The following is a 14541-nucleotide window of genomic DNA, read 5'->3' as shown; positions in this document are numbered from 1 at the left end:
AAAAACTAGGTTTAAAACCTAGTTTTTTTTCATATAAAAACCCTTCAAACCTTTTGTTTGAAGGGTTTAAGGCATTACATCACTATCAGCTTTACCTTGGGTTTTTCATTTTTCTAATAACTTGCTTCATTCTTGCTCGTTAGAGCATGCCAAGTATTCTAAATCATCAGCATGAATCGACATATTGAATTTAGGTGAAGTTTGTTGATTAGTATATTGAGTATACCAATTTTTAACATATTTAATGTCATCTAAAACTTCGTTTTGGTTAACGTTAAATGAATATACTTTAATTTGTCTTTGATATAAATCAACAAGATCTGGAGTCAAATAATCATTAATATTTTTAGTTTTATCTTCTTGTAAAAACGCTGCCACAATTGCATATTTATTAATCTGCTTATTTAATTTCTTGCTCATTAAATAAGCATATAATTGAGCCTGCTTACGGTATGATGGGTCGATTCCTTCTTTAGCTCATAACGCGTATTTTTTTGCTCCAGCTGTTTTAATTTCTAAAATTGTTTCTAAACTTGGGATATAACCATCTGGTACTCCGCTAATTACTTCATCAATACCTTCAAAATAATCGTAATTTACTTCCTGGGCAACAAAGTTTTGAATTTCTAAATTAGGATATTTATCTCTCAATATATTAAAGATTTTTGGTTCTAAGATTATCCCAGCATTAATATACTTTTTGATTAATACTGGCATTTTAATTCTGGCTATATGGCAATATGCTTTAAAATCACTTTTAAAGATATTTCCTTTAATTAAAATATCACCAACTGAACTTCCACCTATTTTCTTAAATCCCTTTCATTTATCAAAAGTTTTAAGTTCATTATAAAATTCATCTTTAAGATGAATTACTGAGTTATCTCAATCAATAGTATAATGAACATTATTATAATATTTACGCTTTATGTTTTCCATTATTTTTAATAAAGTTTTCAACTACTGTTTTGGCCACTACTTCAACAGCTGGGAAATTTGCAGCTCAATTGCGGTCAATTAAAATATCTTGGGGAACAATATGGTCAAAGGCAAAGGTTAATTTATCAAAACTAATTTCAGTTGAATTATCATCAACACCAGTAACAAATTTTTCAGCATCCATAAATTTCTCAATACGAATTGAGACTACTCTGATGATATGATTATCATCAGAGTTTTCGTTAATTAATTTAACGTTTTTAATAAAATAATCTAATTCATTAGGAAAACGTAGATCATCAATTAAATATAAACTATTTTTATGTTGTGGTTTGATAGTATTAACAGTATCTTTAATTTTTTCAAATACTTTACTACACCAGATATTGCTATCAATATTTCGACCTACTTCGCCCATGGCAATTCAAAGTGGGCGAACTACTTCTTTGTTTTGTCCATCCCAATGAAGTTCATTTAAAATAGGTTGGGTAATATCTTTAATTGGCTGAGCAAAAGATAAGATATAAATATGCTCTCCATAAAGTTTGGTACATTGTTCTTTAATAGCATTAGTTAATAAACCTTTACCGCTGCGACGTTTTCCATTGATTAAAATAATTGTATGTGTGTTTTTTTTCATTACTATGCTCCTTAATATATATAAATTTTTTAAAAGTCGTGAAATAAAAAAGATTTTTAGTAGGCAAAGCCTCTAAAATTCTTTTTTATGATATTTAATTAAACTAAATCAAATAAGTTTTGACCAACTTTAACTTGGTGCTGCGCTTTATTAATTACTGTTTGTAAGGTAGAACTATGCGTTGCACAAATGATAATATGTGTATCAATTTGTTCTTTACTAAATTGATCTAAATTTAATTCAAATAAGTCTTGGCCTGCTTTTAGCTGGCTATTAACTGGGGCTAATAAATTAATCCCAATTCCATTTAATTTATAACTATCTTGACCTAAGATTATAATAACTTCAATTCCACATTTAGTAGCAAATAAGAATTGGTTTTTGCTTGCTGGTAAATTACTGATGCTGCCATCAAACGGTGCTTTAAGAACTATTTTACCAGAAGTTTGACTTAATTTAATTGCTAGCCCTTGACCAACTAATCCTTCAGAAAAAATACCGTCTTTAAGCTCATTTAAAGCAACGATTTGTCCATCTACTGGGCTTAAAACATTTAAAGTATTTAAAGCCTGTTTTTGAGTGTTTTTTACCTCATTATTTGCATTAACTGAATTATTATGATTAGTTGTTTGGCTTGCTAATTTTTGTGCGTATTTTCTAACTTCAAAATTAAGTTCTTCAACTACATTACCAAACTCGGCTTGAACATGTTTTGTATCTTGAAAAATAGTTACTTTACTTGCTCCTAAGGTTTTTAATGTTTCACTTTGCACAAGTGAAACATCCTTTAAGTCATATCTTAATTCTGAAACTGAATTACTAAAAGCATTAATATTGTGAATTCCTCCAAAAGCTTCAACAATTTGAATTACTTTTGCAGGAACTTCTTGGTTGCAAACACATCCAAAGAATGGTTTGCAAATACATGTATTGTTTTGATTTAACATTGCTATGCTCCTCTAAAATTATCTTTTAAAATATGTAAGTATTTTACCAAATTATTACTGTTTTTTAAAAGAAAATTATCATTATCTTATTCTTGAATAATCATGTATAATAATAAGATAATGATAACAAATTACAAATATAAAAATAGTCTCACTTGAGACAGAAATTTATTTTGGGGTATTATTTTCATTGGTTTTGCATTAGGAATGTTAGTTTTTAGCGGACTATTATCATTCTTTATGAAAATCATTGTAAATAATAATGGAAACCAATTAATTTTATTTACATCTGTTGGATCGCTTGGAATCTTTGTGATTTCAATGGTCCAATGGTTTATGTCAAATAAACGCTCGCAGGTTTGGAATTGGCTTAGACTTGCTTTAAGCATTGTATTTTGAGCAATGTTATTTAGCGGATTATTCCACTTGTTATTACTTAAAGAAGTAGCCAACTTTAGTCCTAGTTCATTAGTCTTAATTATGCTTGCGCCTGTTTTAATAATGGCTCTTGCTGCAGTTTTATCATTTTTTGATATTGCAGTGCATAAATTATCAATCGTAATGGGGATGTTATTTGTTGCTTTTTTAATCATGGCAGTTATTTCAATTTTTGCCTACCGTGCATACTTTTGAGTTTTATTAATTCAAGGAGCGATCTTTACAATTAATAGTATCTTTGCCTTTAGACAAATTCGGCAAGCTGAATTATTTGCTAATAACAAAGTAGTATTTCATGCCATCTTTTGAACTACTGAATTATTAAATAACTACTTCCACTTATTATACGTCGTAGTACGTTTATTATTAATTCGTTCAAGGGATTAGAAAAACCTGGGGAATCCCAGGTTTTTGACTATGTTTTAAAGAAAATGAAAACCAGCATAATGATGAATGCTGGTTTAATTATTATTTATTGAATTTGTATTATTATGTGTTGTGATATAAAAATAAAAATAAAAACAAAAAAATTAATTAAAAAACTTTAAAGGAGATCATGAAATTAAAACATTCTAATCTTTAGTCGAGATAAAAAAATGATTAATAATTATAATAACATGCTCTATGATTAAACAAATTCAATGTTACAAGTTGGAATTTCCTCTACTACAATGATTTCCAAAATGATATAGATATATAAAAATATAAAAAATAAAAATTAAAAAAGTGGTGCACGAAGAGGGACTTGAACCCTCATACCCGAAAGTACTAGAGCCTAAATCTAGCGTGTCTGCCAATTTCACCATTCGTGCAAAATATAAAACATGTAAATTTGGTGCCGTCTATAGGACTCGAACCTACGACCTACTGATTACAAGTCAGTTGCTCTACCAACTGAGCTAAGACGGCATGGTGGAAGATAAGGGACTCGAACCCATGACATTCGCCTTGTAAGGGCGACGCTCTCCCAACTGAGCTAATCTTCCATAAATGGCAGTCTGTACGGGGATCGAACCCGTGCGTGCATGGATGAAAACCATGTGTGTTAACCGCTTCACCAACAGACCATATAATGGCGCCGATTATTGGGATTGAACCAACGACCAACTGGTTAACAGCCAGCTGCTCTACCGCTGAGCTAAATCGGCACTCTTTGCTTGTTTGCTAGAATATTATAGCACAAAATTTTTAAATAAAAAATATTTTTATTATTTTTTATTAAAAAATTTCTTTAGAGCTTTTTTGTACATGTATTATAACAGACTTTTAAATAATCCAAAAGAAATAGCCATTTATGCAAATTACGCATAAATGGCTATATAAGTATTGAATTAATATCTGAAATTAAAAAAGGTCCAAAGTGGCGACTATCTAATGAATTAGCTAAATTATCACCTAATGCAAAAAAGTTATTTTGGTTAATTGTAATATTTAAATTATGAAATGACGAATTATTTAATTTTAATAAAAATTTACCATTTAAAAATAATTCATCATTATTAATTAAGATCTGATCACCAGGTAAGCCGATAACCCTCTTTATTAATAATTGTGATTTAAAATTAAATATGACAATATCATTATAAGTAATTTGATTTGATCTTTTAGCTAAGAAAATTTGGTTATTATATAATGTTGGCTCCATTGATATACCATCTATTTTCACAATTGTATAAAATTGAAAAAAGATTATTAAGGATATTAATAATAGAGTAAGTATCAAAAATAATCAAAATACTCAAGATTTAAAAAAGTTTTTAAGGTTAAGTTTCTTTAAAACCATAGTTTATTTTAATAATTTATGGGTTGCTTTTTTATATTGTGAATATGACATTATGGCAAAGATAATAAGAGCTACAATTGATAAATATAATCATGAACTACTAAAGTTAATAAAATTATTTAATAAATCAACTTCTAATGCATTAAGGCCTGTAATTGCATTGATAACAATATTAGCTAAAGGTAAAGCAATTATTAAGCCAATAACTAGTGTCATTACTAAAATAAACAAGACATGAATTGAATTATAAAAGATAATTCATTTTGGCTTGGCTCCTAATGTTTTTAATATTCCAATGCTTTTTCGTTTTGAATCTGATAGTGATTTTAAATATGAGATTAAAAAACTTGTAAACAATATTATAAAAACTAAAAAGAGTCCAAAAGTGATTAATTGAGTTAATTTAGAATTTTGTAATAATTGAAAGATGGTTGTGCTAGGTCCAGATAATATTGAATATTTATTTGATAAATTTTTTAAATATTCAATATTATAAGAATCTGACCCTAGGTCAGTTTTGAAAAAGACATTTAAAGTTGAAATATTATTTTTGAAATATGCATCAATTAAATTATTATGGTATCTAAATTCAAGTTCGTCTGAATCATATATACCAACAATTTTTAAAGTTATTGATCCTTGTGGAGTAAACCTGGCTCAAACTTTTTCATTAAGTTGAAAATCAAAGTTTGCTTTGGCACTATTTATAAGAGCACTGGAAACAATAACCTCATTATAGTTTGATGGTTTTTTGCCTTCAATTAAATCAACATTTAAATCTTTCAGTGTTTGATTTGGGTGAAAACTTGCCGAAGGACCAAAGTGACTATCTAGGCTTTCGAGCTTGGAAATATCCGAGAATACTTTATTATATTTTTCATAAACATCAAAGATTTTAGAATTCGAATCTTTTAATAGGTCTTGGTGAACTCAAAAATCAACTTGGTTTTGGTACTCAGCTGTTGTAAAAGTTCCAACTATTTTTACTTGGTAATTAATACTTTTTAACTCATCTCTTAAGGAGATTGTTTCATTATTAGTATTTAAATATGGTTGTAAAGAAATAGTTTGATTTAAGGGATTTAATAAACCTAATTTTTTAGCAAATTTTTCATTAATGATTATTTCACTTATGCTTTGGATAAATCTACCTTTTACTTCGCTAAGAGATTTAAATCTTTGCACGAAAAAATCATCGCTATTAACTTCAAAATATTGAAAACTAATTGCTGAATTATTATTATATTTTAATTCAAAGTTTCCAGAACTAGGAGTTGCGCCCAAAACATATTTTACATTTTGATCCTTTTTTAATTCGTTAATTTCATCATTATTAAAATTTGAAGAGTTTTTGTGCACAATAGAAGCTAAATCTAAGTTATTACCTGAAACAAAAGCTTGTGAAAACCTGGTTGCACCAATATTTAAATTATACGAAATTAAGGTTGAAAATAATGCTAAAACAAAGCTAGCGATAATCAAAATAACTTGCCAAGTTTTTGTTTTTAAATCATTTTTAATAAATTTAGAAGCAATTCAAAATTTATTAAAAAATGAAGGTTTTTCCAAATGTTTTAAACTATTGCTATCATTGGGAAGATTAAAAGTATTATCAACATCTTTTTCAATAACTAATTTTGCATCTTCAATTTTTACGATTTTATCAGCATATTCTTTCACTAATTCATAGTTATGACTAACTACTACTATTGTTTTAGTATTTGATAATTCTCTTAACGTTTCAAAGATAATTTTTGAATTATCCGGATCTAAATTACCAGTTGGTTCATCTAGTAAGATAAAATCTGATTGGCGGTTTAATGCTCTTAAAAGAGCAACTCGTTGTTTTTCTCCGCCTGAAAGTTGTTTTACATCACTTTTTAAAGTTTCAGGAGTTATATTTATCAACTTTGCTTGTTTATCTAAATTTTCTGGGTTAAGTTTTAAACCTAAAACACCATTTGCGACCTGAATATTTTCAAGAACATTTAAATTTTCAAATAAATTATAATCTTGAAATACTAGGTCAATTTTTGGCTTTTGGATTTCTTGCAAATTTGCATCATAATATTGTATTATTCCGCTATTTGGTTTAAATATTTTGGCAATATTATACAATAGCGTTGTTTTACCAATTCCAGAAGGGCCAATAATAGCAGTTATTTTATTTGAAGGAATTTCTAAGCTGTCATTATTAAGTAATGTTCTTTGTTCTTTTGTGCCAACTAAAGTTGTTAAATTATTAATTTTGATCATAACCCTCCAATAAGTTTAAAATTTGTTTTGAGTAAAAATAGCCAGTGATATTGATATGTTTGTAATGCTCTAAATATAATTTAATTCATCTTACAATTTGACCTTTATTTATTTTTATATCAGAAACTATTTTGTCAAATCCTTCAGATAAATAATATTTAGAAATATTTATAAATTTTATTTATTAATAAAATTGTATCATATATATAAATAGAATTTTATATTTTTTATAAATTCACAATAAAAACCACTTATGAGTTTCATAAGTGGTTAATAATTTTATTATCAAATTTTAACACGTTTTGAAGGTTCAACGTACATTCCATCGCTGGGCTTAATATTATAATAATTACTAAAATCATCACTATTAGCTAAAATAACGTTAGCCCTTACTTCTGTTGGTGAGTGAACATCAGTTTCTAATTGGCGTTTTGCCGCACCTTCTTTATAAATTGAGCGTCAAATGGTTGCTCAAGATATAAAGAATTCTTCTAGAGAAAAATCTGGTTTTAATTTTGCTGATTCTAAAGCACAACTAAATCCGCCTAAGTCGGCAATATTTTCTGAAACTGTTAATTTGCCATTAACTTTACCATATTGAGTTTCCCGACCATCAAATAATTCAATAGCAGACTTTGCTCTTTCTTGAAATTCTTGTAAATCTTCTTTAGTTCATCAATTATTTAAAGCACCAGTTTCATCAAATTGGGAACCATTATTATCAAAACCGTGTGAGATTTCATGGGCAATAACAGCTCCGATTCCGCCAAAGTTCGCTGATGAACAGCGATCAATGCTGTAAAAAGGTCATGCTAAAATAGCGGCAGGAAACACAATTTGATTTTTTAATGGACTATAATAAGCATTAATTGTTGCAGGTGACATACTTCAATATCTACGATCTTCTTGTTTTAAGTAAAATGATAATTTATATTCTGTTATTAACCTTGTAAAATTTTGGACATTTTCAAAGATATTACCGCCTTCTTGATAAGTTTTAACTTTAAATTGACTGTAGTATGGTTGGATAACTTCAGGATATCCAACCATTACTTCGATAGCATCTAGTTTCACAATTGCTTTTTGAATAGTTGTTTTTGAAAGTCAAGTATTTTCCAATAATCTTTGCTTATATACATTAATCATGCTGTTGACCATTTTTTCAACATCTTCTTTAGCTTTTTTGCCAAAGAAGGTATTGGCATAATACATACCTAGTGGCATACCAAAAAATGAATTAGTTTTATCATATGCAAAATCTTCAAGACTTCGTGTTTTATCAATTGAATATAGCGCTTTTTTGAATGTTGATGCTTGTGTTCTAATTTCTTCTGTTAAATCATTTGTGACACTAAGCAAATTAAAAATAAACATATGTGCTTTAAATTTAGCAAAGTTTTCAGTGTTATAAATTTGGTCAAAATTTTCAAAGAATTTTAGATTAATAATTGAAGCACTTGCAACTTCTTGTTTAAAAATTGCATCAATTATTTTAAATAAATTATATTGCTTTGAATAATCCTTGATTTTATTTCTTTCTTGTAAATTATAAAGAGCAACAAAATTAGCTTGCTCAACTGAAGATAGTAAATAATCTTTATAAAATAAATCAAATTCAACAGCTTGATTAATTAAAGTCGTTGCTTCTTGCTCTGATTTACCATAACTAACTAAGAGTTTGAAAACCATTTGTTTTCAAACTTCAATTAATTTATTTGCTTCATCTTGGTTTTGATATGTTTCTTTTGAAGGCAAGATGGTTCTTGAATGGTTTGATAATCATAAAATACGTTTTTTATTATCAATGAAATCTTCAAAGATATCAATATCAAAAGGTAAGTTATGGTATGAAATTCAAAACTCACGATCTTGATCAAAAAGATCATGAAATGATGTTAATTGTTCAATTTTAGATAAATAATTTCTAACTGGATTTCACCCTAATTCATCACGTTTTTTTATATCTAAAATCATGTTATAAAATTTTAGATATTCATGCATTGCTGGATCTTTAGGTAAAGTCGAATTATCTTGGTGTCATTGGTTAATTTGTCCTTTTAATAATTCTTCTAATTTAATATCCATTTCAACAAAGGATCCAATTGATGAACGATCTGCTGGAATTTGTGTTGTTTGTAACCAATCATGGTTAATATGTTTAAAAAAGTTATCTTTTAAATTTGGTTTCATATTTCTCCTATTTCTTTGAGTCAATATTTGTTTTTAAAATTGACAAGAAGGCTTCTTGTGGCACATCAATGCTACCAAGTTTTTTCATTCGTTTTTTACCTTCTTTTTGTTTTTTAAGTAGTTTTTGCCGTCTTGTGACATCACCACCGTATAATTTAGCGGTAACGTCTTTACGAAAGGCTTTAATTGTTTCTCTAGCAATAATTTTACCACCAATAGTAGCTTGGACTGGTACTTCAAAGTTTTGACGCGGAATTGCATTTTTTAGTTTTTGACATAACTCCCTTGCATTTTCATATGCATTATCACGGTGTGTAATCATCGAAAAAGCATCAACTTTATCTCCATTAAGTAAAATATCTACTTTTACTAAATCGCTTTCTCTGTATCCGATTCATTCATATTCAAAGCTAGCATATCCCTTAGTTGTAGACTTTAAACGATCAAAGAAGTCAAAGATTGTTTCGGCTAGGGGTAATTCATAAATAACTGAGCTGCGGCGCGAATCAATTATTTCTAATGATTTATAAATTCCACGCTTATTTTGGCATAGTTCCATAACGTTCCCGATATATTCATTAGGAATAAAAATATGAGCTTCAACGTATGGTTCTTCAATTTTATCAATAAAAGTTCGATCTGGCAATAAAGTTGGGTTTGCAATCATTTCAACTTGTCCATTAGTCATAGTTACTTTATATTCAACACTAGGACTTGTGGCAATGATTCCAACTTTATATTCACGGTCAAGACGTTCTTGTAAAATTTCCATGTGTAATAAACCTAAGAATCCAACTCTAAATCCAAAACCTAAGGCTTTGGATGTTTCTTGTTCTCAAGTAATTGATGAATCACTTAAAGAAATTTTTTCTAAACTCTCTTTAAGTTGTGAATAGTCCCTGGTATCAACTGGATAAAACCCAGTGAAGACAACTGGTTTCATTTTTTTATATCCTGGCAATGCCTCGCTTGTTGGATTTTCCATATGGGTGATTGTGTCTCCAACATTAACTTCCTTTGCATCCCTGATAGCTGCTGATACTCACCCTACTTCACCTGCACTTAAAAAATCTTTCTTAGTTTCATAAGGATTTCTCACCCCCAGTTCAATTACATGGTATGAATTATTTTGGTCAGTGCGTGACATAAATTTAAATTTATCACCAGTTTTTAAAGTTCCTTCGAAGATTCTTACAAGCATGACTACTCCCCGATAAGGGTCAAAATAACTGTCAAAAATCAAAGCTTTTAATGGTTTATGATCATCAGCTAAAACAGGGCTTGGAATATGTTTAACAATTGCTTCAAGCAAATTATCTACTCCTAAACCTGTTTTAGCTGAAACTAATACTGCATTTTCAGTTGATATCCCAATTATATCTTCAATTTCTTGTTTTACTTCATCCACATTTGCGCTAGGCAAGTCAATTTTGTTAATTACTGGAATAATTTCTAGGTTATTTTCTAAAGCCAGATAAACATTTGCCAAAGTTTGAGCTTCAATACCTTGCGTTGCATCAACAATCAATAATGCACCTTCGCTTGCTGCTAATGAACGAGATACTTCATAAGTAAAATCGACATGCCCTGGTGTATCAATTAAATGAAAAACATAATCTTTATACTTAATTTGTACTGCATTTAATTTAATGGTAATGCCGCGCTCTTTTTCTAAGTCCATTGAATCTAAAAATTGATCTGTTAAATTGCGATCACTAACTGTTTTAGTTAATTCTAAAATACGATCTGCTAAAGTGCTTTTTCCATGATCGATATGTGCTATGATTGAGAAATTTTTAATTTTCGATTTATCCATAATTAATTTATATTATATTATAAAAATAAGCTTTTATTAACAATGCGATAAAAGTAATTTTTATTTTTAATTTAAATCTTATAGTCTATAATATAAACATGACACAAACCTATCAAGTATTTAGCCATAAAAAACAAAATACAATTTTAGCCTTAGGTATTTTTGTTTTACTTGTTTCGGCTTTCTTAATTGCATTTAATGCATTAGTTTCGACATTTGATGGAATACCAATTCATCCAAAGTATTGAGAGTTTAAAACTGTTTTTGGACCTTGATATCATTTATTATATTTTACAAATTTATCAAACCTATTTTTAGGGGTTATGATTATTTGAATCGGACTGAAACCAACATGTAAAATAGTTAAAAACCTATTCTTTGTTTCGGTGATTTGCATTAGTATTACTTTTGCTGTTTATTGAGCCTTAATTTCATGAGTGCAAGTTTGAAATTTTTCACTAAATAATTTTACAAGTGTAATTACTCATGGAGTTAATCCCTTAATGGGATTTATCGTGCTATTTTGAGCTCGCAAAGAAGTTAAAATTAATAAACATGTTTTATTAATTTCATCAAGTATTGTATTTGTATACTTTATATTCGCACTAGTAGTATATTTGGCAACAGGTGCCCAGTATGAATTTAAAAATGGGGCAATCATTTACTCATTTATGCATTTTTATCGTCCATTTTTTATATCAACAACTAAATTATGATTAATTATTCTTTTAGATCTTTTAATCTTTGTGATGGGTATTTTAATTCCAATTGTCTTTGCTTTCTTTTGAAAGGCAATTTATGGAATTAAATTACAACTGAGAAAAGAACCTAAATAAAGATCTATCATAAAACCCTCCTATATAGACAGGGAAAAAATATTCGGACAAAATCCGAATATTTTTAATATAAAGAAAGAGAGGTAGTTATGAGACATTTAAAGACTAAAGAATGAATTAAAATTTTTGACTTATACGATAAATACTTGAACCTGGGAATAACCAAAGCAGAATTTGAAAATTTCTGTTTTGACATCAGAAAAGCATACTGAAACAAAGAATCAATGAAAAATATGTTAAAGAAAAGAAAACTGTATAATTTAAATATGAACATAGAATCACAAAGCGGTAAATCACCCAAGAAAGATAAAGGTGTTGGGAGAAAGAAAAAGAAAGTTCTCGATTATACATGAATTAATACTCTTAAAGATGATGAAAAAGATGCAGTTATAAAATACTACTATCGAATTTTTAATGAAAATAATATTGATGCAGATATTAAAAATATTAAAGAAATTGAAAATCTTTCATCAAAATACAAGGCAAAAATTTTTTTAATAGCAAGATCCACATATTATGAGAAATTGAAAGATAACAACAAAGCTAAAGAGATAAATGTCAAACACAAAGAAATAATTTTTAAAAGTTTTGTCGAAAATAAAGAAAGGTATGGACGAAGGAGGCTTGCTAAATATATTTTCCAAGAATATAATATTCAAATAAATCCTAGAACCCTTGGGAATTATATGAAAAAACTTAATTTAAAAACATTTGTTAGACAAAAACATAAAAACAAAGAATCTAAAAATACTAGTGTTAAAGTACCTGATTTAGTAAAAAGAGATTATAATTCAAGCAACAATAATATATATGCAACAGACGTGACCTATATACCAGCACCAAAAGATATTGAACAGAATCATATTTATTTATCTGCAATTATTGATCATAAAACTAAGTTTGTGACCTATGAATTATCACTTAGAAATGATACTGAACTAATTTTGAATAATATCACCAATACAAAATTCAAAAATAATTTTATTTTACATTCTGACCATGGAACTGCTTATTCTTCGCTTGAATATACTAAAAAAATAAAATCACTAAAAGGTAAAATATCAATGTCAAGAATTGGTAATAGTCTTGATAATCGTGAAATTGAATATTTCTTTTCAATTCTTAAAAGTGAAATTTTTCCAAATTTTGATCAAACCTGTAAAAGACTTACTTTTATTGAATTATCACAAAAAATCAAAGAATTTATAAGCTGATATAATTATAAAAGAATAAGATAAAAAAACCTTCCCAAAGCATTCCGTTTGGCTTAGACAAATGGTATGGTTGGGGAAGGTAAAACCGTCCAAAAAAAATTTCCCAGTTTAATAGGAGGGTTTTTGTTATTTAATTACTTTTGCATATTTTTTATTATATTTATGCGATATAAATCAAACTAAATATCCAAAGATCATTGTGGCTACGTATGAGATTAGTGGCAAGAAGTTTTCAAATGAAGTTTTATTTTCAATAATAAACGATATTTGTGATCCAACTAATGTAAATAAAATGGCAATCATTCCAATAATGTAAATAATTTGTTCTCAAACTGGAATTTTTTCTTGTTTTTTTAATGATCATAATCACACGGTGAAAATAGTTAATAAATATTGAATTAAGTATGAAATATTTGCAGCATTTAAGATTTTGCCAAATGTATTATTAACACCAGCAAGTGTTGGAATAATGCTAAAAATAACAGATGATAAAGTTCCTACTATTGCATAAACAATAATGGCATTTTGATATTCATTATGTTTATTGGTTTTTGCTCATGCACTCGGGAAATATCCATCATTAGCTAAAGCTGCAATCATTCTTGCTTTTGGTTGCACACCACCCATCGTTGCAGAAATACGGTTAAAGAATAAACCAACTGCAAAGATAGTTGTACCAGTTGCTCCTCACACTACTTTATAAGCAATATCTAATCCAAATCCAGAACCTAAATTACTTCTTGATAAACCTAAGAAAATAAAGTAAAAGATAAAGTATGCGACAAAGACAATTAAGAAAATAAAAAGCATTATTTTCTTAAAGCGCTTGGTCTCGATATCTTTTGATATAGTTGCTAGTGATTCAAAACCACCATAGGCATAAATAAAGCTTAAAACTCCACCAGCAAAGGCGCTTAAACTAAAGGGTCCAAGTTCGCGTAAAGTTGAACCATATGAATTACTTTGTGCAATTAAGTAGATAATTAATCCAAATCCTAAAATAAGAGTAATTCATTTAAAAATAGCTGTAATAAAAATAAAATTTTTAGATAGTTTATAACCAAAAGTGCCAAGTAATACAAATAAGATATAAACTACAACTGAAATAATCGTATAAACTATTTTATTATTTGGATCAAATTGTTCTAATAATCTTGCAAAAAATAATGGTGTAGTAGCTGCAAATAAGATAATTTGACTTGCTTGGTTTCAACCCTGGAAAAAAGTCATTTGTTTGCCAAAAGTCTTTTTCGCATATAAATATGAACCACCAATTTCCTTTTGGTACTTTTCACCAGCCCGTGAAAAGGCAAAGATTACAGCTACAATAATGATTGATGTTAAGATAAAAATTAAAATTCCTCAAACACCTTGGTTTATTAAGCTTGAAATTGTAGCAATAAATCCAAATCCAACAATATAATTAAGAGCATATAAAATAAAATTAACTTCTGAAAGTGAATTTTTATTTGTTTGACTCAA

11 protein-coding genes and 5 tRNA genes are annotated in these 14541 nt (G+C 28.1%); 3 read left to right on the top strand and 13 right to left on the bottom strand.

The window, feature by feature from the left end:
* Nucleotides 1-66: 66 nt before the first annotated feature.
* The 3 genes from AC0B4S_RS03585 to AC0B4S_RS03575 form a co-directional block, all read right to left on the bottom strand.
* Nucleotides 67-939 carry an MAGa7180 family putative nuclease gene (locus AC0B4S_RS03585; protein WP_465101727.1) on the bottom strand — a complete coding sequence of 291 codons (873 nt, stop codon included), beginning with the start codon at nt 937-939 and terminating at the stop codon, nt 67-69.
* Nucleotides 920-1579 (bottom strand): hypothetical protein, encoded by a 660-nt coding sequence (locus tag AC0B4S_RS03580; protein WP_465101726.1) that lies wholly within the window; start codon nt 1577-1579, stop codon nt 920-922. The genes AC0B4S_RS03585 and AC0B4S_RS03580 overlap by 20 nt, the downstream gene beginning before the upstream one ends.
* 98 nt (nt 1580-1677) lie before the next feature.
* Nucleotides 1678-2526, bottom strand: a complete 849-nt coding sequence (locus tag AC0B4S_RS03575; protein ID WP_465101725.1) for a PTS glucose transporter subunit IIA — start codon at nt 2524-2526, stop codon at nt 1678-1680.
* Between the two features lie 120 nt (nt 2527-2646).
* Between AC0B4S_RS03575 and AC0B4S_RS03570 the strand changes: the two genes are divergently transcribed.
* Nucleotides 2647-3351, top strand: a complete 705-nt coding sequence (locus tag AC0B4S_RS03570) for a hypothetical protein (protein WP_465101724.1) — start codon at nt 2647-2649, stop codon at nt 3349-3351.
* A gap of 340 nt (nt 3352-3691) precedes the next feature.
* On the opposite strand, the gene AC0B4S_RS03565 is transcribed toward AC0B4S_RS03570, so the two are convergent.
* The 9 genes from AC0B4S_RS03565 to lepA form a co-directional block, all read right to left on the bottom strand.
* Nucleotides 3692-3776, bottom strand: a tRNA-Leu gene (locus tag AC0B4S_RS03565).
* A 21-nt stretch (nt 3777-3797) separates the two neighbouring features.
* Nucleotides 3798-3873 (bottom strand) — tRNA-Thr (locus tag AC0B4S_RS03560).
* Between the two features lies 1 nt (nt 3874).
* Nucleotides 3875-3950: transfer RNA gene (locus tag AC0B4S_RS03555), tRNA-Val, on the bottom strand.
* A 5-nt stretch (nt 3951-3955) separates the two neighbouring features.
* Nucleotides 3956-4031: transfer RNA gene (locus AC0B4S_RS03550), tRNA-Glu, on the bottom strand.
* A 6-nt stretch (nt 4032-4037) separates the two neighbouring features.
* Nucleotides 4038-4112, bottom strand: a tRNA-Asn gene (locus tag AC0B4S_RS03545).
* 167 nt (nt 4113-4279) lie between these two features.
* A complete protein-coding gene (gene lepB, locus AC0B4S_RS03540; protein WP_465101723.1) occupies nt 4280-4747 on the bottom strand; it encodes a signal peptidase I in 468 nt (155 codons plus the stop codon).
* A 3-nt stretch (nt 4748-4750) separates the two neighbouring features.
* Nucleotides 4751-7003, bottom strand: coding sequence for an ATP-binding cassette domain-containing protein (locus tag AC0B4S_RS03535; RefSeq protein WP_465101722.1), 2253 nt, complete (start codon nt 7001-7003; stop codon nt 4751-4753).
* Between the two features lie 282 nt (nt 7004-7285).
* Nucleotides 7286-9193 (bottom strand): M13 family metallopeptidase, encoded by a 1908-nt coding sequence (locus AC0B4S_RS03530; RefSeq protein ID WP_465101721.1) that lies wholly within the window; start codon nt 9191-9193, stop codon nt 7286-7288.
* A gap of 7 nt (nt 9194-9200) precedes the next feature.
* Nucleotides 9201-11009: a translation elongation factor 4 gene (gene lepA / locus AC0B4S_RS03525; protein ID WP_465101720.1), complete on the bottom strand. Its 1809-nt coding sequence runs from the start codon at nt 11007-11009 to the stop codon at nt 9201-9203.
* Between the two features lie 98 nt (nt 11010-11107).
* Here lepA and AC0B4S_RS03520 point away from each other — a divergent pair, with 98 nt between their 5' ends.
* A complete protein-coding gene (locus AC0B4S_RS03520; RefSeq protein WP_465101719.1) occupies nt 11108-11845 on the top strand; it encodes an MAGa3780 family membrane protein in 738 nt (245 codons plus the stop codon).
* Between the two features lie 89 nt (nt 11846-11934).
* Entirely contained in the window at nt 11935-13083 is a 1149-nt protein-coding gene (locus AC0B4S_RS03515; RefSeq protein ID WP_465101718.1) for an IS3 family transposase, read from the top strand.
* A 102-nt stretch (nt 13084-13185) separates the two neighbouring features.
* On the opposite strand, the gene AC0B4S_RS03510 is transcribed toward AC0B4S_RS03515, so the two are convergent.
* Nucleotides 13186-14541, bottom strand: a complete 1356-nt coding sequence (locus AC0B4S_RS03510) for an APC family permease (RefSeq protein ID WP_465101717.1) — start codon at nt 14539-14541, stop codon at nt 13186-13188.

The sequence above is a fragment of the Mycoplasma sp. 6934 genome (assembly GCF_055523595.1).
Note: the sequence above shows the minus strand (reverse complement) of the source record. Positions and strands in the feature narration are given on the sequence as shown.